Origin of the sequence: Pseudovibrio sp. FO-BEG1, from assembly GCF_000236645.1 — a bacterium.
Taxonomy (GTDB): Bacteria; Pseudomonadota; Alphaproteobacteria; order Rhizobiales; family Stappiaceae; genus Pseudovibrio.
Genome location: NC_016642.1, coordinates 4,053,120 through 4,079,571 on the forward strand (window position 1 = coordinate 4,053,120; position 26,452 = coordinate 4,079,571).

General features: G+C 53.3%; 19 protein-coding genes and 2 rRNA genes (1 of these 21 running past the window's edge). 8 read left to right on the plus strand and 13 right to left on the minus strand.

Annotation, left to right across the window (positions count from 1 at the left end; all coding sequences use genetic code 11):
• Positions 1 to 182 precede the first annotated feature (182 nt).
• The 3 genes from PSE_RS18140 to dctP form a co-directional block, all read right to left on the minus strand.
• Positions 183 to 1,472 (minus strand): TRAP transporter large permease, encoded by a 1,290-nt coding sequence (locus tag PSE_RS18140; protein ID WP_008546510.1) that lies wholly within the window; start codon positions 1,470 to 1,472, stop codon positions 183 to 185.
• Positions 1,469 to 2,071 (minus strand): TRAP transporter small permease, encoded by a 603-nt coding sequence (locus PSE_RS18145; RefSeq protein ID WP_008546401.1) that lies wholly within the window; start codon positions 2,069 to 2,071, stop codon positions 1,469 to 1,471. Before PSE_RS18145 ends, PSE_RS18140 begins: the two co-directional genes overlap by 4 nt.
• A gap of 81 nt (positions 2,072 to 2,152) precedes the next feature.
• Positions 2,153 to 3,187, minus strand: coding sequence for a TRAP transporter substrate-binding protein DctP (gene dctP, locus PSE_RS18150; protein WP_014286183.1), 1,035 nt, complete (start codon positions 3,185 to 3,187; stop codon positions 2,153 to 2,155).
• Between the two features lie 604 nt (positions 3,188 to 3,791).
• Between dctP and PSE_RS18155 the strand changes: the two genes are divergently transcribed.
• The 3 genes from PSE_RS18155 to PSE_RS18165 all read left to right on the plus strand — a co-directional run bounded on the left by PSE_RS18155 (position 3,792) and on the right by PSE_RS18165 (position 6,483).
• On the plus strand, positions 3,792 to 4,670 hold the full coding sequence (locus PSE_RS18155; protein WP_008547237.1) for a MurR/RpiR family transcriptional regulator: 879 nt from the start codon (positions 3,792 to 3,794) through the stop codon (positions 4,668 to 4,670).
• A 24-nt stretch (positions 4,671 to 4,694) separates the two neighbouring features.
• On the plus strand, positions 4,695 to 5,546 hold the full coding sequence (locus tag PSE_RS18160) for a carbon-nitrogen hydrolase family protein (protein WP_014286184.1): 852 nt from the start codon (positions 4,695 to 4,697) through the stop codon (positions 5,544 to 5,546).
• A 139-nt stretch (positions 5,547 to 5,685) separates the two neighbouring features.
• Positions 5,686 to 6,483, plus strand: a complete 798-nt coding sequence (locus PSE_RS18165; protein WP_041769093.1) for an enoyl-CoA hydratase-related protein — start codon at positions 5,686 to 5,688, stop codon at positions 6,481 to 6,483.
• Positions 6,484 to 6,557: 74 nt separating this feature from the next.
• On the opposite strand, the gene PSE_RS18170 is transcribed toward PSE_RS18165, so the two are convergent.
• The 7 genes from PSE_RS18170 to PSE_RS18200 form a co-directional block, all read right to left on the minus strand.
• Positions 6,558 to 6,776 (minus strand): formate dehydrogenase subunit delta, encoded by a 219-nt coding sequence (locus tag PSE_RS18170; protein WP_014286186.1) that lies wholly within the window; start codon positions 6,774 to 6,776, stop codon positions 6,558 to 6,560.
• A gap of 100 nt (positions 6,777 to 6,876) precedes the next feature.
• A complete protein-coding gene (gene fdhF / locus PSE_RS18175; RefSeq protein ID WP_014286187.1) occupies positions 6,877 to 9,747 on the minus strand; it encodes a formate dehydrogenase subunit alpha in 2,871 nt (956 codons plus the stop codon).
• Between the two features lie 4 nt (positions 9,748 to 9,751).
• Entirely contained in the window at positions 9,752 to 11,308 is a 1,557-nt protein-coding gene (locus PSE_RS18180) for an NADH-quinone oxidoreductase subunit NuoF (RefSeq protein ID WP_014286188.1), read from the minus strand.
• Positions 11,308 to 11,784 (minus strand): formate dehydrogenase subunit gamma, encoded by a 477-nt coding sequence (locus PSE_RS18185; protein ID WP_014286189.1) that lies wholly within the window; start codon positions 11,782 to 11,784, stop codon positions 11,308 to 11,310. The genes PSE_RS18180 and PSE_RS18185 overlap by 1 nt, the downstream gene beginning before the upstream one ends.
• A 104-nt stretch (positions 11,785 to 11,888) precedes the next feature.
• Positions 11,889 to 12,785 (minus strand): LysR family transcriptional regulator, encoded by an 897-nt coding sequence (locus PSE_RS18190; RefSeq protein WP_014286190.1) that lies wholly within the window; start codon positions 12,783 to 12,785, stop codon positions 11,889 to 11,891.
• Positions 12,786 to 12,969: 184 nt separating this feature from the next.
• The gene (locus PSE_RS18195; RefSeq protein ID WP_193384373.1) at positions 12,970 to 13,809 is read right to left on the minus strand and encodes an EamA family transporter; all 840 of its coding nucleotides are present in this window, start codon (positions 13,807 to 13,809) and stop codon (positions 12,970 to 12,972) included.
• Between the two features lie 177 nt (positions 13,810 to 13,986).
• Positions 13,987 to 14,760, minus strand: coding sequence for a DeoR/GlpR family DNA-binding transcription regulator (locus PSE_RS18200; protein ID WP_008546787.1), 774 nt, complete (start codon positions 14,758 to 14,760; stop codon positions 13,987 to 13,989).
• Positions 14,761 to 14,973: 213 nt separating this feature from the next.
• Between PSE_RS18200 and PSE_RS18205 the strand changes: the two genes are divergently transcribed.
• On the plus strand, positions 14,974 to 16,488 hold the full coding sequence (locus PSE_RS18205; protein ID WP_014286191.1) for an alkaline phosphatase family protein: 1,515 nt from the start codon (positions 14,974 to 14,976) through the stop codon (positions 16,486 to 16,488).
• A 60-nt stretch (positions 16,489 to 16,548) separates the two neighbouring features.
• On the opposite strand, the gene blaPSV is transcribed toward PSE_RS18205, so the two are convergent.
• Positions 16,549 to 17,436, minus strand: a complete 888-nt coding sequence (gene blaPSV, locus PSE_RS18210) for a PSV family class A beta-lactamase (protein ID WP_051125936.1) — start codon at positions 17,434 to 17,436, stop codon at positions 16,549 to 16,551.
• Positions 17,437 to 17,681: 245 nt separating this feature from the next.
• Between blaPSV and PSE_RS18215 the strand changes: the two genes are divergently transcribed.
• The 4 genes from PSE_RS18215 (at position 17,682) to PSE_RS18230 (ending at position 22,195) form a co-directional block, all read left to right on the plus strand.
• Positions 17,682 to 18,566 (plus strand): LysR family transcriptional regulator, encoded by an 885-nt coding sequence (locus PSE_RS18215; RefSeq protein WP_014286193.1) that lies wholly within the window; start codon positions 17,682 to 17,684, stop codon positions 18,564 to 18,566.
• Positions 18,567 to 18,676: 110 nt separating this feature from the next.
• Positions 18,677 to 20,827, plus strand: coding sequence for an FUSC family protein (locus PSE_RS18220; RefSeq protein ID WP_014286194.1), 2,151 nt, complete (start codon positions 18,677 to 18,679; stop codon positions 20,825 to 20,827).
• Positions 20,828 to 20,840: 13 nt separating this feature from the next.
• Positions 20,841 to 21,053 (plus strand): DUF1656 domain-containing protein, encoded by a 213-nt coding sequence (locus PSE_RS18225; RefSeq protein WP_014286195.1) that lies wholly within the window; start codon positions 20,841 to 20,843, stop codon positions 21,051 to 21,053.
• On the plus strand, positions 21,050 to 22,195 hold the full coding sequence (locus PSE_RS18230; RefSeq protein WP_014286196.1) for an HlyD family secretion protein: 1,146 nt from the start codon (positions 21,050 to 21,052) through the stop codon (positions 22,193 to 22,195). The genes PSE_RS18225 and PSE_RS18230 overlap by 4 nt, the downstream gene beginning before the upstream one ends.
• Positions 22,196 to 23,820: 1,625 nt before the next feature.
• Here the strand turns inward: PSE_RS18230 and rrf are convergent.
• Both rrf and PSE_RS18245 read right to left on the minus strand, forming a co-directional pair.
• Positions 23,821 to 23,935: ribosomal RNA gene (gene rrf / locus PSE_RS18240) — 5S ribosomal RNA — on the minus strand.
• Between the two features lie 86 nt (positions 23,936 to 24,021).
• Positions 24,022 to 26,452, minus strand: a 23S ribosomal RNA gene (locus tag PSE_RS18245) (it continues 295 nt past the right edge of the window).

Sequence of the window (26,452 nt, forward strand, 5' to 3'; positions counted from 1 at the left end):
CCTAAGAAATCCAATAGTTCCCACAAATTAACCATAAGACAGAAAACCGAATACTGATTCTTTTAATTTCCATTGCGGTGAAGCCCTCCTCCTCCCCCTCATTTCTCAAGGAACAAGCAAAGAAAAAGGCGGATGCCTGTGGCACCCGCCTTGAATTGATCAGCTCGCTAATTCCAGAACACTTAGTTCAGCAGCAGGTCCGGCACGAAAAGCGCCAGCTGCGGGATGAAAGTGGTCAGGATCAGAGTTGGCAGCCACGCGAAGAAGATGAACATCAGCGTTGGCTTCAGCATCTTATCGACGGAGGTGTCTGTCACCTTAGAACCCAGATACAGCAGCGGAGCAGTTGGTGGCGTAATATTCGCCATGCCCAGGTTCACACCCAGAACCGCCGCAAAGTGGATCGGGTCCATACCAACGCCCTGCACGATTGGCAGCAGCAGAGGCGTTGAGAGCAGAATACCGGAAATGTCGTCCATCAGCATACCGATGATGATCATCACCAGGTTCACCATCAGCAGGATCATAATCGGGTCTTCAGAGACGGAGTAAACAAACTCCTCTGCAATCGCAGGGATGTCTTCAAAGATCAGGAAGCGACTAACAATCAGAACCATGAAGATCATCGCCATCACCACACCAATGGTAATGCCGGAGCTCAGCACAGTTTCGCGGAAGGTCTTCCAAGTCAGGCCTCGGTAGACGTAGATCGCAACAGGGATCGCATAAATCACAGCCACACCAGCAGCTTCTGTTGGCGTCATAACACCACCGTAGATACCACCGAGGATAATGACTGGCATCATCAGCGCAGGAAACGCTTTCAGACCACGTTTCTTGAACTCGAAATTGAAGTTCTCAGGACGCTCTTCCAGCTTGATGTCTTTATACTTACGCAGCATGATCTGGTTCACAACGATCAGCAAAGTGATCAGGATCAGACCCGGAATAACAGTAGACAGGAACGCGCGCAGCACGGACTGCTGAGCAACCCAGGCATAAAGAATATGAGAAGCACTCGGTGGGATCAGCAAACCCAGCGGCGCCGCACTCACGATCAGCGCAGCAGACTGGCCTTGCGGATAGTTCGCCTTGCGCAGATGCGGCATCATGATGCCACCGATACAGGTCAGCGTCGCGTTTGCACTGCCGGAGATAGAACCAAACACGCCGGAAGCCAGAACAGTTGCCGCAGACAAGCCGCCTTTGATGTGCCCGATAAACAGCTCAGCAAGTGCCACGAGAGGCGCAGCGATGCGGCCCTTCTCCATGATACCGCCAGCCATGATGAACAGCGGAATAGCCAGCAGCACCACATTGTTCATCTTCCAGTGACCGGTTGGCAGATAACCAGCCACATCGTGACCGCCCATATAGGCGAGGAAAATCAGAATTGCGCCAAACGCCAGATGCACACTGACACCAAGCAGCAGTAGGCCGCAAAGAATGGCGATAGATCCTACAATAATCATTGCGCAGCCCCTTGTGCTTTTACTTGTTCTTCTTCAGGGTCAACACTCTCCGCGATCTCACGCGGTTCACGCTCCGGCCATTTAGGGCCGTTTCTGAGCAGCAGATAGAAGTGCAGCACAGCAAACAGGGTCATAAACAGGAAGCCGAGGAAAATGCCGAGACGCGGCACGAAGAATGGGATCTTCAGCGCGACTGTGGTCTGCCAGATTGGGTAGGAAGCAACCTCTTCCTGAAGCATCAGGAAGCCCCAATACGTCACAGCGGACAGCACACCAATCTCGATGATTTCAACTGCAACCTCACGCCACCAGATGATACGTGGGTTCTTGATAAGAAAGCCAAGCACGTCTGCGTTCACGTGCTCTTTGCGTGCCGAGGCGACAGCAGCAGCCATGAAGAACATCCAGAAACTGATGGTCATCAGCCATTCTTCATAGGCGAATAGGTTACCACCAAAGCCATAACGGACGATCACCACCATAAAGAATGTGAGCGCCATGATTACACCGCCTGCTGTAATCATGAGGTTCATCAGTTTAATGACGCCGTTCAGCGGTTTAGCCACTGGTCTTGGAAGTTCGCTTGTCAGAATACTCATCTGATATGCCCTTCGTTATAAAAACAAAAAACTCATAGAAAAGGCCGACGCAGGGTATGCGTCGGCCTCGAAGAGAAGGGCTTATTTGAAGTCTTTCTTCAGTCGGTCAATGGTTTCCTGACCAACAACTTCAGCCATTGCAGGCCAAACCTGCTCACGAACACGCTCAGCCAGAGCCTGTTCCTGTTCTGGGGTGAAGCTCAGGATTTCATAACCGGACTCTACGAGTTTCTGCTTGAAGTTCGCATCATTCTCTTTGTTGAACTGGAAGTACTGCTTAGAAGCTTTGTCAAACGCAGCTTTCACAACAGCTTTCTGCTCGTCGTTCATCTTGTTCCAGGTTTTCATGGAACCGTAGAAAGAGTTGATTTCAGAGATCGCGTTGTACTCTACGAAGTACTTACCAACGTTGGATTTTGCGAAGATGGTGTAAGCAGCCTGCTTGGTGCAGCACAGGGTACCGTCAACAATACCGGACTGCATTGCTGGGAACATGTCGCCCCAAGCCATGGTGGTGGTGTTGTAGCCCAGTGTTTCAGCCATGTCTTTAACAACAGCAGAAGACCAAACGCGGATGTTCATGCCTTTGTCGCCAAAGCCAGCGTAGTCTTCAGGCTTCTTGTTCGCAACAACGCCAACAAAACCTTCTGGGTTGTGGTTGAACAGCTTCAGGCCGAGTTTTTCAAGACGCTCGTTGATGATCTTGTTGTACTCGGACTCTGGGTTCAACATCACATTTTCCAGATCATCCCAGCTGGTGAACAGGTAAGGCATGGACATGATGTCGAGCACTGGGTCTTTGTGGGAGTAGATGAACGCCATCACAAAGTCCACGTTACCGCGGATGGTATCTTCAACCAGAGACTCACCGGAACCGAGCTGGCTTGCAGGGAAGACAGAAACTTTCAGTCCAACATCTGCAGCCTCAATTTCCTTCTCGATCTGCTTCAGCATTTTGGTGCCTTCGTGATCGACAGGAACCGTACCAGCAATTTTCAAACGCAGGTCAGCTGCGTAAACTGAAGAAGCCAGTGTCAAAGCAACTGCGCTTGCTGCACCTACGCTCAGAACGCGACGGAAACCCTTTGATACAGATTTAAGGCTAGGTTTGTTCATTCTTGTCTCCCTAATAACCATCCAGATATGCATCTATTGCTTATCATTGGCTCCCGGATGGCCGATTACGCCTCTCGCGACACGACGATTTGCACCGGACCGGATCGCTTAAGATTTTTTAGATTGCTACAGCTCAGGGGCCGCGACCGAAAACATCTTTCATTGTTCTTGATGAGTGATGTCCTCGTAAGTGCTTGTCCCCTTTTGCCCGAATAGATGCGAAGAACTGGCAATAAAGCGCAGTGCGTTTCGCATGCATACTTTTACTAACTCGGGAAACATACTAGATATAATTCAAATGATCCATATTTTTTTCACTATTGACCATTTGTCACCTTATGAACTAGTCATATCTACTGAATTTGAAGAAATTTTGGGCGGAAAGCTCTTCAAATTATAGGGTTTTAGGCAAACCAAATGGCAGCAGCAATTTTCTGCATGAAAAAAAGACACTGATATATCAAATTTATATCGGTTCAAAATCGAGAGGAACATCGCAATTGCAGAAGCGCTCTACACAAAAACGACAATTCAGAGCGACTGATACATTTGATCCATTTGGGTCGAAATTTTTGAAACAATGATTCGTTTGGGAGGGGAAACTATGACGAAAAGCTATCAGGAGACGATCGATCAACTCACGAAGGCCTATCCGAATTTAAGCAAGCAGCTCAAGAAGAGTGCGGCTTATGTGCTGGAATATCCGAGTGACGTTGCAACACTCTCCATGCGTCAGGTCGCAGCCCGTGCGGAAGTCCCTCCCCCAACAATGAACCGGCTCGCAAAGTCATTGGAGTTCGACACCTACAATGCGATGCGCGATGTCTATCGTGGTGGGTTTGAGGACTTCTCCTCCAACTACCCATCCCGCGCAGGTGAACTTCAGGCCACACACGGCACCTCTGACATTGAAGCCTCACTACAAAGCTTCAAAAGCGCTGCCATCGGCAACCTGAAACACCTCTTCGACACCATCGATCGCGACCACCTGCAGCAGATCATTTCTTCGCTGGCGACTGCGCGAAACGTGGTTGTCGTGGGCATGCACGCCTCTCACTCACTAGCGAACTATCTCCATTACGTCGCTTCCATGTGCTTTCGCAACTGGCGCCTTATCAATCGCAGAAACGGTGAGATCGCAGATCAGGTTGAGTACATCAACGCCGACGACGTGGTCGTTGCAATCTCCCTGAACCCGTGCGCCGCAGACACTGTGCTCGTTGCAAAGCGAGCCTATGAAGTGGGCGCAAAGGTTATCGGGATCACCGATACCCGAACTTCACCACTCGCCACTTACTCCACCGACCTCCTGCTCACACCAGTCCAGAGCCCGCATTTCTTTGAAAGCTACGTTGCAACGGCAGCCCTGCTTGAAATGATCCTCGGCTTTCTGGTGGCGGACAGCGGACAGGTCGTCATCGACAACATCACAAGGCTGGAACGCTGCCGCAATGAACTCGGCGAATACTGGCCAGACCAATAAGCCAATAAGAACTCGGAATACTATATGACAAAGCTCAGTCTCCTTGCCGGACAGATCAACATCCCTGCTATGACCACAGCAGAGGAAAGAGACGCACATCTGTGTTCTGTAACCGCCAAGTTGCATCAGCAACTCACCGCAAAACCACATGATCTGGTTGTTTTGCCTGAGCTTTCCACCGTCGACTACTCCAGAGCAGCCTTTGCAGAACTCAGCGTATTGGCGGAAGATCTGAATGGTCCATCCGTCAAGGCATTCGGCACTCTGGCGAAAGAATATAACGCCACCATCGTCTTTGGCATGCCACGCAAGGCAGAGGATCACTTCAAGATCTCTCAGGTTGCTGTTGGACCAGATGGTGCTGTGATCGGGTATTACGACAAGCTCCACATCTGCCAGTATGGCGCCTCAATGGAGAAAGAGTATTTCGAGAAAGGTGATCACCTCTTCTCCTTCTCCGTAAAGGGTGTGAAAGTTGCGCCAATCATCTGTTACGACATCCGCATTCCTGAGCTGAGCCGCACGCTGGCTCTGCAGCATGGCGTAGACCTGATCTTGCACAGCGGCGCTTATGCCCGTGATGAAAGCTTCTTCAGCTGGCACGATTTTGTGGTCACCAGAGCTCTGGAAAGCCAAATCTTCTTCCTCAGCCTCAACCGCGCCGGCGAGAACTTTGGCAACTCCACGTTCTGCCCACCATGGACAGACGAGAACACACCACGTGTCTCCTTCCCGCAGACAGACGAGCATTTTGCAAGCATCAAGCTGGATACAGCAACGCTGGATCAGGTGCGCGAAGATTACACCTTCCGCAAAGACCTGCTGAAGGACTACGCCGGGTTGCAGCATCAGGAGCCTGAGCTCCTCAACCAATAGCTATCTCTGCTCCCGCAAGTTTTCCCTCTAGTATCACCCGCAAGAATGCAAAGCACAGCGATTTCCTTTGAATTTCAGTTGATTGGAAATCGCATTCAAAGGCTCGCAGCACCGCATTTATCTGGAGGGGAAACACATTATGACAGATCTGCCAAGTCTCACCGATGCAACTCTGACGCTTGAAAACCGCGTCGCGACATTGACCATGAACCGTCACGACCTGCGCAACGCGCTGACAGGATCAGCCCTCATCGACGACATTGTTGCAACTGCGGAGTGGGTGAACACCTGCCGTGAGGTTTCCGTCCTCCTTCTCACAGGCGCAGGGTCTGCCTTCTCCTCCGGTGGTAACATCAAGGACATGGCCGAGCGTGGTGGCGACTTTGCTGGCAATGTTGCTGAGGTGGAAAATCACTACCGCCGTGGCATCCAACGCATCCCGCTCGCCCTGCAAAATGTAGAAGTGCCCATCATCGCAGCCGTCAATGGCCCTGCCATCGGTGCTGGTTTTGACCTTGCCAACATGTGCGATATTCGCCTGGCCTCAACCAAAGCCAAGTTTGGCGAAACCTTCCTCAATCTGGGTATCATTCCAGGAGATGGCGGCGCATGGTTCATGCAGCGTTTGATCGGCTACCAGCGCGCAGCTGAACTCACTCTGTCAGGCCGTGTAATCAATGCCGAGCAAGCCAAAGAATACGGCCTCGTGCTTGATGTCTATGAGCCAGAAGAACTGATGAATGAGGCCAACAAAATGGCCATGCAGTTCGCTTCTCAGCCACCAAAGGCCACCCGTCTTACCAAGCGCCTCCTGAAGATGGCCCAGCGCACCGAGCTCAAAGACTTCCTCGATCTCTCCGCCTGTTTCCAGGGCATGAGCCACAATGAACCAGAGCATCTGGAAGCCGTGCATGCCTTCATGGCGAAGATGAAGTAAGCAAACAAAAAGCGCTGCACGCGCTCGGAAATATCCGGCAGCATGCAGCGCTTAATTCTAAGAAACCCAATAGCTTACTGCACAGGCCTGCGAATGGACGGTTCGGCTTCAACCACCAGCGGATTGAGCCCCTCTCCGCCATCCTTCACAATATCAAACAGCTGCAACCGCATCCGCGGCTCCCAGAAATCATTGATGTGATTGGCAATGCCTTCAACGGCTTCATCATGCGGCTTATGCTTGAAGAAGCTTGCAATCTGGTTCGCCATGTAGGTGAGCTTTTCCGGCGCCATATTCCAGCTCTCCTCCCTTTTAAATCTTTGTTCCCATGAGCATGGGCTGCATAAGCACCAGATAAATCTCCAGCACTCAAACAGCCCAGCGTCGGCCCGTTTATTCTGCAGCCTCAATCCGCCGTGAACGCGCAGCATGCTCCTGATACTCTTCCTGCCAGTCCGTCTGACCATTGGAAAGAGAAACCTGAACCGCTGTCACCTTGTACTCCGGACAGTTGGTAGCCCAGTCGGAGTAATCGGTGGTCACCACGTTGGCCTGTGTCGTTGGATGGTGGAACGTGGTGTAAACTACACCCGTCGACACACGATCTGTCACATTCGCCCGCAAGCTGGTTTCACCGGAACGGCTCATAAGCTTAATCCAGTCCCCATCCTTGATACCGCGCAGTTCAGCATCATGCGGATGGATCTCAAGCAGATCTTCCTCATGCCAAACCACGTTGTCCGTACGCCGTGTCTGTGCACCCACATTGTACTGGCTCAGGATACGGCCAGTTGTCAGCAGAAGCGGGAAGCGAGGTCCGGTTCGTTCATCCGTCGCCACATAATCGGTACGAATGAAACGGCCCTTACCACGAACAAACCCATCAAGGTGCATCGTTGGCGTGCCTTCCGGCTTCGCTTCGTTACACGGCCACTGAACAGATCCCTTCTCTTCCAGAAGATCATAGGTCACATTGGCAAAGCTTGGAGTGGTTGCCGCGATCTCTTCCATGATCTGTGAAGGATGAGTGTAGGTCCAGTTCGCACCCATGGCATTGGCCAGCAACTGCGTGACTTCCCAGTCAGCATAGCCATTGCGCGGTGCCATCACCTTACGCACCCGGTTGATCCGGCGCTCAGCGTTTGTGAACGTGCCATCCTTCTCAAGGAACGTAGACCCCGGCAAGAACACATGCGCATAGTTCGCGGTCTCATTCAAAAACAGGTCATGAACAATCACGCATTCCATCGCTGCAAGACCAGCCGCAACATGCTTGGTATCCGGATCAGACTGCAGGATATCTTCCCCCTGCACGTAAAGACCCTTGAACGTGCCTTCAACAGCTGCATCCAGCATATTCGGAATACGCAGACCCGGCTCATCAGAGATCGTCACGCCCCACTGCTTTTCATAGATATCGCGAACATCAGCGTTCTTCACATGGCGATAGCCCGGCAGCTCGTGTGGGAAGGATCCCATATCACAGGAACCCTGCACGTTGTTCTGACCGCGCAACGGGTTAACACCAACGCCCTTCTTACCAATGTTACCAGTCAACATCGCAAGGTTGGCAATACCGATCACAGTGGTGGAACCCTGACTGTGCTCTGTCACACCAAGGCCGTAATAGATCGCGCCATTACCACCACGCGCATAAAGCCGTGCCGCGCCGCGCACTTCCTCAGCAGGAACCCCAGTCAGCAGCTCAACCGCTTCTGGACTGTTAGCTGGATCAGAAACGAACTCGACATAATCCTGGAACTCATCCCACTCACAGCGCTCTTGGATGAAGGATTCATCAAACAGGCCCTCAGTCACAATCACATGCGCCAATGCTGTCACAATGGCAACGTTCGTGCCCGGACGCAGTGCCAGATGGTGCGAAGCTTTGATATGCGGAGACTTCACAAGATCAGTTCGCCGCGGATCAATCACGATCAACTTGGCGCCCTGACGCAAACGCTTCTTCAGGCGAGAGCCAAACACCGGGTGTCCGTCAGTCGGATTCGCCCCGATCACCATCACCACATCAGAATGCTCAACACTGTCAAAGTCCTGCGTTCCCGCAGATGTACCGAAGGTCTGTCCCAAACCATAACCGGTTGGGGAATGGCAGACACGTGCGCAGGTGTCTGTGTTGTTGTTCTCAAACACAGCACGGGTCAGCTTCTGAACCAGGTACGTCTCTTCATTGGTGCAACGAGAAGACGTGATCACACCAACAGCTTCTTTACCGTACTGCTGCTGAATGCCTTTCATCTTGGTCGCCGCAAAGTTCAGCGCCTCATCCCAGGAAACTTCCCGCCAAGGCTGATCAATGCTGTCACGAACCATCGGATTCAAAATACGGTCTTGGTGAGCAGCATACCCGTAGGCAAAGCGCCCCTTCACACAAGAATGGCCCCGGTTCGCTTTACCGTCTTTGTACGGCACCATACGCACCAGCTCATCACCGCGCATTTCCGCTTTGAACGAGCACCCGACACCGCAATAAGCACAGGTCGTCACAACGGAGCGTTCCGGCTGACCGATATCGATCACGGATTTCTCCTGAAGCGTCCCCGTCGGACAGGCCTGAACACAGGCACCGCAAGACACACACTCAGAATCCAGGAAGCTCTCAGACATGCCCGCAGTCACACGGGAGTCAAAACCACGCCCGGTAATGGTCAGCGCAAAAGTGCCCTGCACCTCTTCACAGGCACGTACACAGCGCGAGCAGACAATGCACTTGGCTGGATCATAGGTGAAGTATGGATTGCTTTCATCCTTCGGCTTCCAGCAGGCATTCACCTCACCACCACCATCGCGCATCTTGAAGTGGTTCTGTCCATCCGCTTCATAGCGCACGTCACGCAGACCAACAGCGCCAGCCATATCCTGCAGTTCGCAATCACCATTGGCAGCACAGGTCAGGCAGTCCAGCGGGTGGTCAGAGATATAAAGCTCCATCACACCGCGGCGCAGGCCTTTCAGACGATCTGTCTGCGTGCGAACCTTCATCCCCTCTTCCACCAGCGTGGTACAGGAGGCAGGCGTTCCACGGCGGCCTTCAATCTCCACCAGGCACAGGCGGCAGGAGCCGAATGCATCAACCATATCGGTCGCACAAAGCTTCGGAACCTGAATGCCAGCTTCCATGGAAGCACGCATCACTGAGGTTCCTTCAGGCACTGTGACATCGAAGCCGTCAACGTTGATAGTGACGTTCTTTTCAGAAGTCGATTGAGGAGTGCCGTAATCTGTTTCTTTAATCAGGGTCATGGGTTCACTCCGCGGCGTCTGTTAATGGCTTTACATGAAAATCCTGCGGAAAATGCGTCAAAGAGCTCATCACAGGATAAGGAGCGAACCCGCCAAGAGCACAAAGAGAGCCCATCTTCATCGTGTCGCAAAGGTCGGTCAGCAGCTCAACCTGCTGCTCCGGCTGATCACCTCTGGCAATCCGGTCCAGTACCTCCACACCGCGCACAGAACCGATGCGGCATGGCGTACACTTGCCGCAGCTCTCAATAGCGCAGAACTCCATGGCAAACCGAGCCTGCTTGAGCATGTCGACAGTATCGTCAAACACCACGATCCCTGCATGACCAATCATGCCATTGCGCTCAACAAACGCCTCATAATCAAAGATCGTGTCAAACAAAGACGGCGGGAAGTAAGCACCCAGCGGACCACCAACCTGAACCGCCTTCACCGGGCGACCACTCAAAGTACCACCACCGATGTCATAGATCAGCTCATTCAGCGTTAGACCAAAGGCCGTCTCGAACAGACCACTGTTCTTGATGTTACCGGTCAGCTGAATAGGAATTGTGCCGTGAGAATACCCAACACCATAGTCACGATAGAACCGCGCGCCCCGATCCATGATGATCGGTACAGACGCCAGAGACATCACGTTGTTGACCACAGTCGGCTTACCAAACAGGCCTTCAATCGCCGGAAGCGGAGGTTTGGCACGCACGATACCGCGTTTGCCTTCAAGGCTGTTCAGAAGTGAGGTCTCTTCACCACACACATAAGCGCCAGCCCCTTCACGTACTTCCATATCAAAAGTGTGTTCTGAGCCCATGACGGAAGGCCCAAGAATACCGGCCTTGCGCGCAATCTGGATGGCGTCATGCAAAATAGCGATAGCATGCGGATACTCAGAGCGAGTGTAGATATACCCCTTCGTCGCCCCAACAGCGATCCCGGCAATCGCCATCCCTTCGATCAGAACGAAAGGATCGCCCTCCATGATCATCCGGTCTGAGAACGTGCCACTGTCACCTTCATCAGCATTACAGACAATGTACTTCTGATCACCTTGCGCCTTCAGCACGGTGTTCCACTTGATACCAGTCGGGAAACCCGCACCACCACGACCGCGCAGACCACTATCGGTCACCTCCTGCACGATCTCAGCAGGCGTCATCTCAAGAGCCCGCTTCAAGCCGAGGAAGCCGTGATGCGCTTCGTAATGCTCAAGAGAAAGCGGATCAGTGATCCCACAGCGGGAAAAGGTTAGACGCGTCTGCCGTTTCAAAAACGGCATCTCTTCTGTCAGGCCATGGCACAAAGCATGGTCAGCACCTTCCAAAAGCCCAGCATCCAGCAGGCCAGCAACATCAGCCGGGGTCACCGGGCCGTAAGCAATGCGGCCGCGCTCAGTCTCAACTTCAACCAGCGGCTCCAGCCAATGCATACCGCGTGATCCATTGCGGACAATCTGCGCATCAACACCACGCGCGTTCAACTCTTCCGCAAGCCTATCGGCAACCCGGTCAGCACCAACAGCGAGTGCCGCAGCATCGCAAGGAACATAAAGGACAGCACCCATCACTTCACCTCCTCAACCAGCTTCAGCACAGCAGCTTCATCAAGGCGCCCATGTAGGTTGCCACCCATCATCGCAGCCGGTGCACAGGAGCACAGGCCAAGGCAATAAACTGGTTCCAGCGTCACCTTGCCGTCAGGCGTGGTCTCATGCCATTTGATGCCAAGATCTCTTTGAATGTCTTCAGCAAGTTTCTCACCGCCAAGAGACTGGCAGGCTTCCGCACGACAAACCTTCAGCACATGGCGCCCGGCAGGCTCCGTGCGAAAGTCGTGGTAAAAACTCATTGTTCCGTGAACTTCGGCGCGGCTCAGGTTCAACCGATCAGCGATCTGCAACAGCGCATCTTCGGGAACATAACCAAATTTCGCCTGCACATCGTGCAGGATAGGCAGGAGCGGCCCTTCCTGATGTTCGTGGACATCAATAATCGCGGCCGTGTCTTTTTCTATATCCTGCGATTGCGTCTGCAAGGCCATAAGTTCCTCCCTCCTCGCACGTCAATGCTTCGTGTTGGCACAATATGTCGCAGGCAATCAATATGATATATCCGTTGGGCGATTGCACATCCCTATCGTTGAAATCACGTAGAGAGCTCTTGCCCCTGCGAAATTCTGCTTACACGCTTGAGGAAGGCATCCAGAAGTGGCGCGCGCGGCTCGCGCTGTGTCGCAATCAGGCCAACCATGATGCTGGCGTAAGGGTCTGAAATCGGGATGATCTCCAGATGATCGGAGGCAATCGTCTGCGCCACTGCCTGTGGGATAATCGTCCCCCACCGCCCGGTGCGCACATGCGCCAGCAGGCACATGATGGAATCTGACTGCAAAACGGGCTTGGGCTCCACCTCCACATCATGAAGGATATTGTTGATGATACGCCGGCATTGCATATCACTGGTCAGCAAGCACAGCGGCACACCACTCACATCCTGCAAGGTGGCATGCTCGCTGCCGGAAAGAGGCCCACCCTCAGCGACAACAAAGCAGTAGCGCTCGCGATAAAGCGGAATTTGCAGAACACGGCCCAAAGGCTCGTTGTCCAGATAGGTCAGCCCTACATCGATCTCCAGATTTTCCAGCTGCGCCAGAATTTCCGAGGACGGTCGCGAGAACACCTTGAAGTCAACGCCCGGGTTCTCCTCGCTAAAGCATGTGGTGATTTCAGGAACATACGTCAGAGCTGTGGGAATGGAAGCAATCCGCAAGGTGCCAGACTGGCCATCGCTGACCGCCTTCAGCTCCTGCTTCATGGTCCGCGTATCAGCCACCAGCTTGCGCGCCCACTCCAGCACGCGCTCCCCTTCAGGCGTTAGCCCCTGAAAGCGCGAGCCGCGCAACACCAGCAGAACACCCAGTTGCTCTTCAAGCTGCTTGATATTGGCAGACAGCGTTGGCTGCGTCACACCGCACTCATCTGCCGCCTTCCCAAAATGCTTCTCACGCGCCAGCGCAATAAACATCTCCAGCTTGTCGATCATGGCTCTCCCTCTCAAACACTCCGGTAACGACCAGTCAGATCATGACCAACGGGACTGCTCATAACCTCCCTATGGGCAATCCCTTAGATGTTTTCTCTTAGCTCTGAAATGAACTAGCATATTCAGAGCCAGAACCATAACGGCGAAAGTCAAGAAGACCGGTTGACTTGGATAAATCAGCGGATCAAACGTTCATGCCGATAAAGCTAACTCCGGCAACCATCAGCACGGCTGCCAGCAAGCGGCGCACCCAGTTGCCTTCACCCAGCAGCACAAAACCGATCAGAGCCGCGAAGATAACGGAGGTTTCTCGCAGTGCTGACACTGCGCCCAGCGGGGCAAAGTTTTTGGCATAAAGAACCAGGCCATACGCGATCATGGAAACCACACCACCCGTCAGCCCCAGCGCCCAGGTCTTCCTAGAAAGCGTTGGCAGCATTGACCAGCGGCGGATGCCAATGAAGGCGGCAATAAACACCTGCAAAAACGCACCCCACGCCCAATAGCTCAGCGTATTGCCAGAAAGCCGGACACCAACACCATCCACCAGCGAATAAGCCGAGATACAAACACCCGTGGCAATGGCAAAGCCAAGCGCGGCACCGCCAACCCCCTGACGCAGGGCAGACCAGCTGGAGATCTGAATACCAAACGCAATCAGGCCAATGCCAAACCACGCCCAAAACGGTAAAACTTCGCCCACGAACAGCATGGCCCAAAGAGAAACCAGCGCAGGCACAATCCCGCGGGCAATCGGGTAAACCACACTCAGATCACCATGACGATACGCCTGCCCCAACGTGTAATAGTAGGCAAAGTGAATGCAGGTGGAGAGCAACACATAGCCAAAGCTCTCAGGCTCCGGAAGCGGCAATACGGCAATCATCACCGCGGCCGGGATCACATGCCCAAAGGCCACAAGGCCCAGCGTGATTGTGCGGTCACCCGCCGTTTTTACAATCGCATTCCAGATTGCATGCAGCATGGCCGCAGCAAGGATAATCATTATGATGGAAACGCTCATCAATCAAAACCATTCGTAATCGGAAGCACCCAATGTTTCGGCTCGTTCTGAGCTCTGTCCTCCAGCCTGCAACTGACCTTGCAAGCGCTGGAACACGGGGCTTCCTATGAGTTCTTGTTTATTCTTTAAAATGCTGGAATTTCGAAGGTTTTCGATTTCTGCACTTTACTCTGGTAATCAGTTTTTTCGTGAAGCAATCAAGGTCTGGATGCCCCACTCAGCAAAGGCTGAAGCAAACGGTTCTTCAGGCGCTCTGTCCGTCACCACATAGTCCACACTGCCAGCAGCTGGCCCTACATACGGTGCTGTTTCACCCAGCTTGCCATGGTCAAAGGCAATCAACACCTGATCCGCACTTTCGGCAATCGCAGCACTCAACTGAGACTCCACGCTGCTTTGATAGAGAAAGCCCTTGCTGGCAGAGACTGCATCCAGGCTGAAAATCGCCATATCCAGCGCAAACCGCTGCACCTGGGTGTAAGTGTCGTGCCCAAAGGTGCCCCGGTCATCCTCCTGCATTTCCCCGCCAAGCAAATGCACGCGGTTGCCATTCACGCTGACCAGCGTCTGCGCAACACCGATGGAGTTGGTCACAACCGTCAGGTTCTTTCGCAGTCTCAGATCTTCCGCCACATAAGCCGTGGTTGACCCCACATCCAGATAAAGGGTCATGCCATCTTCCACCACATCACACACAACAGAAGCAACCAGACGCTTCTCATCTGTGCGCTGCGAAATCCGGCGGAAGAAGCTTGGGTCATTCTGCGTACCAGCCAGATAAGCCCCGCCCCGCACACGCTCAACATCAGAGGTCTGCGAGAGAGTTTTCACCGTACGCCGAACCGTCTCTTCAGACACATCCAGCGCCTTTGCCAGATCGGAATTGCGCGCAGATCCGCCGAGCCGTTTCAGAACATCCAGCAGTTCAAGTTCGCGATGGCTATGAGACATCTGCCCCTCGTGCTTTGCATCTTTGCTACTCTGGCACTGCCTTACTCCACAATTACAGTCAAATTCCAACACATATATCGATTTATGTTGGATTTTGTGCGTAGTTGTGGATTATTCGCTGGCAAACAACCGCAGTTACATCTCTCTTTCATATTGCGGGAGTATCGGTCTGTCGGATTGCGCCACGAACCGTGGCAGTGGGGGATCAGGACTATGCAGAACAAGCGCAACGTACTTTTCATCATCATCGACCAGCTGCGCGCAGACTGCGTCCTCGGGGATCTGGCAGATCATGTGGACCAGCCCAATCTCAGAGCATTCATGGAAGACAGCGTCACTTTCACCCGGCACTTCTCAGTCACCAACCCCTGCGGCCCATCCAGAGCATCCCTGCTCACCGGCCAGTACGCCATGAACCACCGTTCCGTACGCAATGGCACACCTCTGCGCCACGACACGCCAAACATCGCAACAGAAATGCGCAAGGCGGGCTATCTGCCAATGCTGTTTGGTTACACCGACACTTCACAGGATCCTCGGGCATTCCACCCCAATGATCCAGCGGTCAGAACCTACGAATACCCGATGAACGGCTTCCACGAGATGAAGGAGATGCGACTGGAAATGTCATTTCCATGGCAATCCCATCTCATGAACCGGGGCTACACCTTTGAAAATTACTGGGACGTCTACAAACCTGTCTCACCCAATGGCCAGCAACCGCGCCTAAACGATCCAGCACTCTATGCCGCTGAAGACAGTGACACAGCCTTCCTCACCAACGCCTTCCTGGAGATGATGCCAGCCTACCGCCAGCAAAGCTGGTTTGCGCATCTGACCTACATCCGCCCGCATCCACCGCTTGTCGCCCCTGCTCCATACAACACCATGTATGACCCGCAGTCTCTGCCGCTGCCAACACGCCTGGAGCAACCAGAAGACGAACAGGCCCTCCACCCGTTCTTCACGCCCACCATGCAAAACAGCAGCGCCGCCAGCTTTGTTGAAGGTTTCCCAGATCTGGAACCAACCGACGAGAACATCCGCACCTTGCGTGCTATCTATCTGGGACTCGCCACAGAAGTAGACCATCACGTTGGCCGTGTAGTTCAGTTCCTCAAAGACACCGGACAATACGACAACACCATGGTGGTAATCACCGCAGACCACGGTGAGATGCTGGGTGACCGGCACAGCTGGGGGAAGATGACCGTTTATGATGCGGCCTACCACACCCCGCTCATCATCCGCATGCCAGACGGTGAACGCGGAACGCAAGTCACAAAAGTCACTGAATCCATCGATATTATGCCAACCATTCTGGACTGGGTCGGACAGGACCTGCCAAGTTCAGTGGACGGCAAATCCCTGCTGCCATTCTTGGAAGGAAAGACGCCTGAAGACTGGCGCACTTTCTCCATGTCTGAGCTGGACTTCGCTGATCCTCTGGAAGCAACCCTATGGCAGCAGCAACTGGGAACCAATCTGGACAACTCCTGCCTGAGCATCCTGCGCGATGATCGCTTCACGCTGGTCGAGTTTGCAGCTGATCTACCACCCATGCTGTTCGATGCAGAAGGCAACGGAGAGATGGAAAACCTTGCCGACAAACCCGAGCATGCCCCAACACTGACCCGCATGACCCGCGAACTTCTGCGTCATCGCATGAAGAACATGGACAAAACCCTCTCCAACTGGATGATCACCACAGACGGACCAAAACACTGACCAAAAAGCGGAGCAACCACCATTGCTCCGCTCTCCATAATCAGCTCACAACAAGCACTCCTAGCGCTGCTGAATCTCCTCAACGATCGCCTTCCCAATTTCAGCGATCACAGCATTGCGTTTTTTGAAGTCCGCATCGCTACCCGTCATGTAAACAGCCGTGAGATAAGGTTTGCCCGTCTTAGGCCAGATGGCAGCGATGATCCCACGAGAGCCATTGTGACCGGCACCTGACTTATCTGCGATGCGCCAGTCAGATGGCAGGTGTTTGCGGATCAAAGCATCGGCCACCTTGTCATCCACCATCCATTGCTGCAGTTGCGCCCGAGAGGACGGCTGTAACACCTCCTCAAACAACAACCGGTCCAGCGTCTGCACAACAGCCCGTGGCGAGGTGGTATCGCGCGCATCGCCGGGCTTCGCCTCGTTCATCTCCGGCTCCCGTCGGTCCAGACGTGTCACACGGTCCCCAAGCCCACGCAAAAACCTCGTCAGCCCTTTGGGGCCATCAACACGCTTCAGCAGAAGATTGGCAGCCGTGTTATCGCTCATCGTGACCGTCGCTTCACAAAGCTCCCCAACACGCATTCCCTCAGCCACATGCTTCTTCGTGACGGGTGAGTAAGAAACCAGCTCCGCTTTTGAGAAGGCAACAACCTCCCCCAGCCGCTCTTCCCCGCGATCCACCCGCGCCAGAACAGCCCCGCACAACAAAGCCTTGAACGTGCTAGCCATAGGAAACCGCTCATCAGCCCGGGTCTCAATAGCCCAATCAGATCCGGTGTGCTGCAACACCACACCAATCCGGCCCCCAACTTCATTCTCTAATCGGTTGACCGTGTCCAGAAGCTCTCCGGCAGCACCAACAGCAGGCACACTACAGGCAACAACCAATGCAAAAGAAACACGCTTGAAAGGCACAGCTATATGGTCAAAACAACGCCACATACTCAAACTCCTTGAATGACGAAATATGTGCCCGGCAACAAATAAATCTCATGAAAAAGATACAGCTTGTCCCCTGCCGCAAAGCATAACACTCAGCAGCACAAAATCGCCAATAACTGCACTTAAACACGAAATATCTTGATGGTGGGCACCATCTTAATCAGATGCATCCTTAGGACTAAACACTTTAAGGTGGAGCCACAAACGACTAATTCTCGACATGAATATTAGAAAAACTAATAGCAATGGACAGACCCAACATTCCTCTCAACGCCCTGCGCGCCTTCGAGGTCGCCGCCCGGCAAGGCAGTTTCACTCGTGCTGCAATTGAACTGCGTGTCACTCAGGCCGCTGTCAGCCACCAGCTCATTGCCTTGGAAGAGCTGCTCGGCACAACGCTGTTCCTGCGCACCCCAAAAGGCCTTGTGCTGACAGATGAAGGCGCCGCCCTGCATCCCGTCCTCACCCAAAGCTTCGACAGGATCGGCTCCGTACTCGACCGTTTCCTCGATGGCCGCTATCAGGAAACACTCAACCTCGGTGTCGTCACCACATTTGCCACCGGTTACCTGATTGAACGCTTGCCGGACTTTCAGGCAAAACACCCCGGCATGAACTTGCGCCTCTTCACCAACAACAACCGCGTTGATATCGCCAAAGAAGGCCTCGACATTGCCATCCGGTTCGGAGAAGGCCTATGGCCGGGTTTGCATGCAGCCCCCTTGCTCACCACACCACTCACCCCGCTCTGCTCACCAGAGACCGCAAAGACCCTCAAAACCCCGCAGGACCTGGCGGATCACCCCTTATTCAGATCCTACCGCTCTGACGAGTGGGAACTCTGGTTCCAACAAGCGGCAGCTCCGTGCCCCAAAATTGAAGGCCCCGTCTTTGACTCATCCGTTGCCATGGCAGATATGGTCGAAGCTGGTCTCGGCATCGCTCTGCTGCCCTACCATATGTTCGCACGGCGACTGGCAACCGGACGGCTCATCAGACCGTTCCCCACCCAGATCACAACCGGCAAATACTGGCTCACCCACCCAAAATCCAAACCAGCCACCCCGGCTCTCACCCTCTTCAAAAACTGGTTGCTCGCTCAGGAACCAGTTACCTCTGCCCAGGAATGATGAAACAACGCAGCGAATTGAAGGAAAAAACAAAACCTCTCCCATACGCCTTCCCCCTATCCTGATCTGACCGCCCGCAAAAAGTGGGCAACGGAACTCAGGTGCGAGGAATGCTTCTCAGCGACAGAGCAAAGGACGCCATAAAAGTTGCACTGGCCATGATGATTGCCTATGCCATCGCCCTCTATATGGATTGGGACCGTCCTTATTGGGCTGCCCTTGCCGTTGCTTTCATATCGCTGGAAACCTCAGGCCAGTCCTTTCACAAAGGCCTTCAACGCCTCGGCGGCACATTGCTTGCTGCATTCATGGCTCTCACCTTGCTTTCGCTGTTCCCACAGCAGCGCTGGATGTTCATGATTGCCCTGTCCAGCTATGTGTTTTTCTGCACCTACATGATGAAATCCAAGCACAATCCATACTTCTGGAATGTCGCTGCTTTCGTCACCATTATCGTTGCAATTGATGCAGCTGCCAGTGACCAGCCCGCGTTTTACACGGCAGTTCTGCGCATTCAGGAAACCGCTTTGGGTGTGCTCACCTACAGCATGGTCTCGGTTGTCCTCTGGCCCCGAACCTCATCAAAGATCCTCAAAAAAACATCTGAGAACCTGACCAAAAGCGGCCTTGCTCTCTTTCAAAGCACAATAGACCGGGAGTTCGCCAGCAACCCGCACAAGTACCTACAGCAACAAGGTGAGTTTTCAGCCTTGCAAGCTAAGTTTGCAGAACTCTCAAACATCGCAGAACTGGAAAGCTACGAAGTCTGGGAGGTCAGCAAGCAATGGAAAGACACCGGCAAGCTCTGGACCCAATACGAACGCGCATTGGAAGTCTGGCGACAAAGTTTCAACGAAGTCAACGATTTGGAGCTTGAAACCCGCATCCCGTGGCTCACCAGATATGAGGCAGAAATCACCAGACGCTTCAAAACCATCATAGATCTCACAGAAGGCAAAGACGTCAAACCAAAGCCGCTTTTCAGGGACTTTCACATCAAAGAGATCGACATATCCGGCCTGCAGTACTTCCAGAAAGCCGCTCTGTCCCTGTACATCCATCAGTTGGATGAGATCGAACGCATCACCTATCAGCTTCATGAACTCACCACGGTCATCTTCAGCGAGAACACCAGCAACCAGCTAGACTTTCACGTTAAGGAAAGCACACAGCCAGACGTAATCAACATGGGTCAACTGAAGGGAGCACTGCGCGCTTTTCTTTGCCTGTGGGTCGCGTACCTCTCTTACATCTACTTTCCCAACCTGCCAGCAGGAACGGTACTCATCATTCTGGCCGGGGTTTACAGCGTCACCCTTTCCAGTAATCCCTATCTGAAGCCCGTCTCCATTCTTGTTCCGGGCATCCTATCCTCCGCCTTTGGGGCTTTCATCTATCTGCTTATAATGCCTCATCTGCACAGCTTCTGGTCTCTGGGAACCGTCATTTTTCTTTCAGTGTTCTCCATCGCCTACCTCTTCCACACGCCTCAACTCATTTTGGGCAGAATGTTTGGTCTGGCGAACTTTGTGATGATGACCAACATCAGCAACCATCAAAGTTACAGTTTCAATTTCGTAGCCGATCAGCTTCTGGTCTTCCTGTTGGTCATCGCTATCTACGCAGCCATATCTATTTTCACCTTCAATCTGCGCCCGGAGGTGCAGTATCTCAACCTGCTGCGCCGCTTTTTCGCCAGCACCAACTTCCTGCTGACCGAGCACCAAAAAGAACCGCATCTGGAACCCACAAAACTGCGCCAATACATCAGACGTCATCACCTCAATGAGGTCGAGAGCATCCCTCACAAGATGACAGGCTGGATCGCCGGCACCTCTCCACGGCTCGACAAGCACCAGTTACGCAGAACAGTGATCATCCTCGAAGCCCTGTCCATCCGCCTGTCCGTGCTCATCAACGAACTCAAAATCGCTCAGAGCTCCCAGCTCTATGCCGCTCTGCGAAAAGACATCCACGACTGGAGTGCTCAGCTAAAAACGGACTTCGCTGAACTGGTCAAAGACCCAACAGGCGCAACCATCGGGGAAGCTGTCAGACAATGTGCCCTCAGCATGCCAGAGATGGAAACCACCATCGCCAAAGTACTGGAAGAGCGCGGCAAAGACGGCATCGATCTGGACGAACGATTAAATATCTATCGCATTCTTGGAGGTATTCGCAGTGTTTGTCGGGCATTAGAGGACTATGAGGATCAATCCCTCAAGATGGATTGGCCTCAACTGCAAGAAGCCCGGTTTTAAAGGAGGAGCGCTGATGAATGGTTTTCCAAGCGAATGGGCCATCGGTACAGTGTACCTCCCTCCCTTTCTGGTTGCTGCTGCCCTTGGCCTGCTTCTTAGCTGGCTCACCGCCCGGTTGATGAACAGATATCGCCTCTCCCGATTTCTGCTCTATCCCCCCGGCGTATTCGTCGCTCTGGCCGTCATCTACACCGTCATTCTTGGGAGCTGGGTTATTCCGATATGAAAGCACTTAAACCCATCCATAAACTCGCAATCACTGGCACAATTATCGGCGTGGCTGTTCTGGCCTTCGCCTTTAAATATTACCAATACCTGCAAAACCCATGGACCCGCGACGGTCAGGTCCGCGCCAACGTCATCCAGATCGCCACCCGTATCTCCGGCCCGATTGTGGAACTGCCCATCGTAGACAACCAGAAGGTCGAGGCCGGCGAACTGCTCTTCATCATCGACCCACGCACATTCCAGGCCACTTACGCGCAAAAGAAGGCAGACCTGGACCAGACTGTCGACCAGCTCAACGCGCTGGAAAAAGAACGTGAAGCCGCAGAAGCCAACGTCGCCCAGTATCGCTCCAACGTGGAACAGGCCAGTTCAGAACTCCGCTCTTCCATCGCAACCCTGAAGAACATCAAGGGCAATCTGGACAGAAACGCAAAGCTTTTAAAAGACGGATACGTCACCCAGCGCACCTACGATCAGATTGAAAAAAGCTACATCGTCGCGCTGGCTGATACAGAGCAGGCTCAGTCCGGTCTGGCACAGGCCGAAGCCGCACTGGTCGAAGCACAGGCAAGCCTTGCGAAAGTCGTGGCGAGTTTAGGAGCAAAAGGAAAAGATAACGCCCAGCTTCGCTCCGCAATGGCCGCCCTTCAAACCGCTGAACTGGATCTGGGCTTCACGCAGGTCGCCGCCCCCGTCTCCGGTTATGTCACCAACCTCAACCTGCGTCTGGGCAGCCAGACCGTAGAGAACCAGCCTGCCCTTGCCCTCGTGGATTCCTCAAGCTTCTGGATTGACGCCTACTTCCCGGAAACCAAGATCAGCCGGATAGACATCGGCGATAAGGTGATCATGACCCTCATGGCCTATCCCGATCAGGTGGTCCATGGAGAAGTGGAAAGCATCGGCTGGGGCATCTCCCAATCTGACGGCAGCACCGGCTCCGACCTCCTGCCCAACATCAACCCAACCTTCGAATGGATCCGCCTCGCCCAACGCATCCCCGTCCGCGTAAAAATCACAGACCTCCCCAAAAACATCCTCCTCCGCGTCGGCACCACAGTCTCCGTCCTGGTCCTAACCGGCACCGCCTCAGAAGATAAAAGTTTGGATGCTCCACCAGCACCGCTGGTGTTTCAGTAGGAAAGGTACCCGTTAGTTCTGTCGGAGATCGGGACCAACCTATCGATCACCTACGACAAGGCCATTTACGCCCTGCTGCACGGCGTTGCCCCAAACGTTGACCGCGACCGGGATCTGCTCAAGGCGCAACTGGAGCAAAGCGGACTTATTGAGAGAACCCTATGCCAAAGCTAGCATCCGCAGTTACGGTGAAGAATTACTAGGAGTACATCACAGACAGGTGCGCACTGGTTACCGGGAGAAAGGGGATAACTCTGAGTAGGCAGTGCCGTGAGTGCGTGGGTTGCAAGGGGGGATAAGTTGGCCTGCTATGGTGTTTGAGCTGATTTCAGCCGAGTTTGCAGGATCAGCAGCTGCATTCACTGCGATTAAGAGATATTCCCTCCGCATCCCCGAGGGCCTACAGAAGAGCATCTCTCAGAGACCTCCTGGGTGCGGTGATATCCCGTTGCAGCAGTCCTCACCGAGAACCATTTCTTATGGCATCACCTTCTGAGTTGTCCTCATAACCTATAAGCTCCGGCGTCGCTCTCAAAGACCACTGCTTAGCCCAGCTTCAACCCAGCAACGCCATCTGAACGTAAATCATTCAAACCAACGCACATAAGAGCGCAAAGCCCCCAGTCTCTAAAAGGCCTGCCTCTCAACCTCCAAACAGCAGCTCTTCAGATTAGACAAGTATCCTCAACCTTGCAGGAATGCAGTCCTTCTCTCCAAGAACCAACAGCACGTGCCTCGCGCTGGTCTAGCCCACCTACTGTACATGCTGATGTTTTCGGTCCATTTGAGCAGAAGCGCAGATCATAACCAGCTGTTTAAGTGCTTAGCGTCGCTCCAAGAGAAGCAAACTCAGCTCAAGAGCAAAAGGGTACCCCTGCAATCAGAAAATTAACTTGCACGGACACGTTGGCAATGCTTATTTCCACCAAACAAGTCCCATGCATGCTGCCATCACCTTCAAAAATCCCACGGCGTACTTAAGCTCTCCGGCCCACCATGTAACCTTGCCTACACACCTTCCATTGAAGCCACGCGAAGTTCTAACTTTACGTAGGGATCAGCGCTCTCAGCGCACTCCCAGCTGGATAAGAGCCTGAAGTCCTTAATGAACAAGGCGTCAACAGAGCGGTCTGCAACCACCAAACACCCACTTATTCCCAGCGCCCAGCCATTCCACCAAACGCTCAAACAGAGCTCAGCTCAAGCCCCAGTTTCACGCCAATCGCAAACTGGAACGAATTTCCAGCCACCAGTTCACCAGCACCAAAGTCTTGAGGAGAACATTAAGGGAATAGACCACAACCAAAACACGCTCCATGCTCTAACAACGCAACACAGTATTCGGACAAGTCCGGGATCTTTGAAAATTGAAGATGGAGAAGCAAGGCTTGGCGGAGGAACGATTTAGATAGGCTATCTGTTCCTTGAAGCTTTGGTCTGTTTCTCTGCGAGGGGTCGCTTTTGGGATGAGGGATTATTGACCGTTCTAAGGGGGGTATTCAGGCTTAATCCGCCTTCCCAGGCTTGCTTCCAAACGCAAAAAGCCCCCGTGCTGTGTGCATCGGGGGCTTTTGTGTGATTTTGTGTTCTGTTTTATTTTGAGAGATTGTGTGTGTCTTATTCATGCCCGGCGGCGCCCTACTCTCCCGCGTCTTAAGACGAAGTACCATTGGCGCAGGGGCGTTTCACTTCCGAGTTCGGGATGGGATCGGGTGGGGGCGCCCCGCCATAGCCACCGGGCAGGAATAAGTCACATATGAACTGGTCTGTTTTGTTTTTTTCAAGCTCTGCGTTTTAGCAGTTTTTATGATTATAGCTTAATGGGAGTGATCAAGATCGATCGAGCTATTAGTAAGGCTCAGCTTCGGATGTTACCACCCTTCCACATGCCTCCTATCGACGTGGTGGTCTTCCACGGCTCTCAAGGGATATCTAGTTTTGAGGTTGGTTTCCCGCTTAGATGCCTTCAGCGGTTATCCATTCCGTACATAGCTACCCTGCAATGCGGCTGGCGCCACAACAGGTCCACCAGAGGTACGTCCATCCCGGTCCTCTCGTACTAGGGACAGATCCTCTCAAATTTCCTACACCCACGGCAGATAGGGACCGAACTGTCTCGCGACGTTCTGAACCCAGCTCACGTACCGCTTTAATTGGCGAACAGCCAAACCCTTGGGACCTGCTCCAGCCCCAGGATGCGATGAGCCGACATCGAGGTGCCAAACAATGCCGTCGATATGGACTCTTGGGCATCATCAGCCTGTTATCCCCGGCGTACCTTTTATCCGTTGAGCGATGGCCCTTCCACGAGGGACCACCGGATCACTATGACCGACTTTCGTCTCTGCTCGACTTGTCAGTCTCGCAGTCAGGCAGGCTTATGCCATTGCACTCAACGAGCGATTTCCGACCGCTCTGAGCCTACCTTCGCGCGCCTCCGTTACCATTTGGGAGGCGACCGCCCCAGTCAAACTACCCGCCACACACGGTCCCGGATATTGTAGTACCGCGGTTAGATATCCATGAGGACAAGGGTGGTATTTCAAGGATGGCTCCACCCGAGCTGGCGCCCGGGGTTCAACGCCTACCACCTATCCTACACATGTCATCACGAATACCAGTGTGAAGCTGTAGTAAAGGTGCACGGGGTCTTTCCGTCTGACCGCAGGAACCCCGCATCTTCACGGGGAATTCAATTTCACTGAGTCTGTGCTGGAGACAGCGGGGAAGTCGTTACGCCATTCGTGCAGGTCGGAACTTACCCGACAAGGAATTTCGCTACCTTAGGACCGTTATAGTTACGGCCGCCGTTTACTGGGGCTTCAATTCGGTGCTTGCACACCTCCTCTTAACCTTCCAGCACCGGGCAGGCGTCAGACCCTATACGTCGCCTTGCGGCTTCGCAGAGCCCTGTGTTTTTGATAAACAGTCGCAACCCCCTATTCTGTGCCCCCGATACAAAGTTGCCTTCGTACCGGGCTCCCTTCTCGCGAACTTACGGGAGCAATTTGCCGAGTTCCTTCAGCACAGTTCTCTCAAGCGCCTTGGTATACTCTACCTGTCCACCTGTGTCGGTTTCGGGTACGGTCTTAGCGTGGGAGCTATTTCCAGGAACACCTTCACCGCATCTCCAATCCAATAAGGAGATACGATACACGGCATCCGTCACTACCCACTGGCCGGGGAATATTAACCCCGTTCCCATCGACTACGCCTTTCGGCCTCGCCTTAGGGGCCGGCTAACCCTGCGCCGATTAGCGTTGCGCAGGAACCCTTGGACTTTCGGCGAGAGGGTCTCTCACCCTCTTTATCGTTACTCATGTCAGCATTCGCACTTCTGATACCTCCAGCAGCCCTCACGGGTCCACCTTCATCAGCTTACAGAACGCTCCGCTACCGCGCGTCATAAGACGCACCCGCAGTTTCGGTGTATGGCTTTAGCCCCGGTACATTTTCGGCGCGGAGACCCTTATTTAGACCAGTGAGCTGTTACGCTTTCTTTAAATGATGGCTGCTTCTAAGCCAACATCCTGGTTGTTTTGGGATCTCTACATCCTTTCCCACTTAGCCATAACTTAGGGACCTTAACTGGCGGTCAGGGTTGTTTCCCTCTCCACAATGGACGTTAGCACCCACTGTGTGTCTGCCCTGCAGTACTTCCTGGTATTCGGAGTTTGGTTAGGATCAGTAAGGCGGTGAGCCCCCATAGCCCATCCAGTGCTCTACCCCCAGGAGTATTCACAGGACGCTCTACCTAAATAGATTTCGCGGAGAACCAGCTATTTCCGAGTTTGATTGGCCTTTCACCCCTAGCCACAAGTCATCCCCGAATTTTTCAACATTCGTGGGTTCGGTCCTCCAGTGCGTGTTACCGCACCTTCAACCTGCTCATGGCTAGATCACTCGGTTTCGGGTCTAATCCAACGAACTAAAACGCCCTATTAAGACTCGCTTTCGCTACGCCTACACCTATCGGCTTAAGCTTGCTCGTTAAATTAAGTCGCTGACCCATTATACAAAAGGTACGCTGTCACCCTTACGGGCTCCAACTGTTTGTAAGCATTCGGTTTCAGGTACTATTTCACTCCCCTCGTCGGGGTACTTTTTCACCTTTCCCTCACGGTACTGGTGCGCTATCGGTCGACTAGGAGTACTTAGGCTTGGAGGGTGGTCCCCCCATGTTCAGACAGGATTTCACGTGTCCCGCCCTACTCAAGGATCATATCTCTTTCTACCCGTACGGGGCTATCACCCACT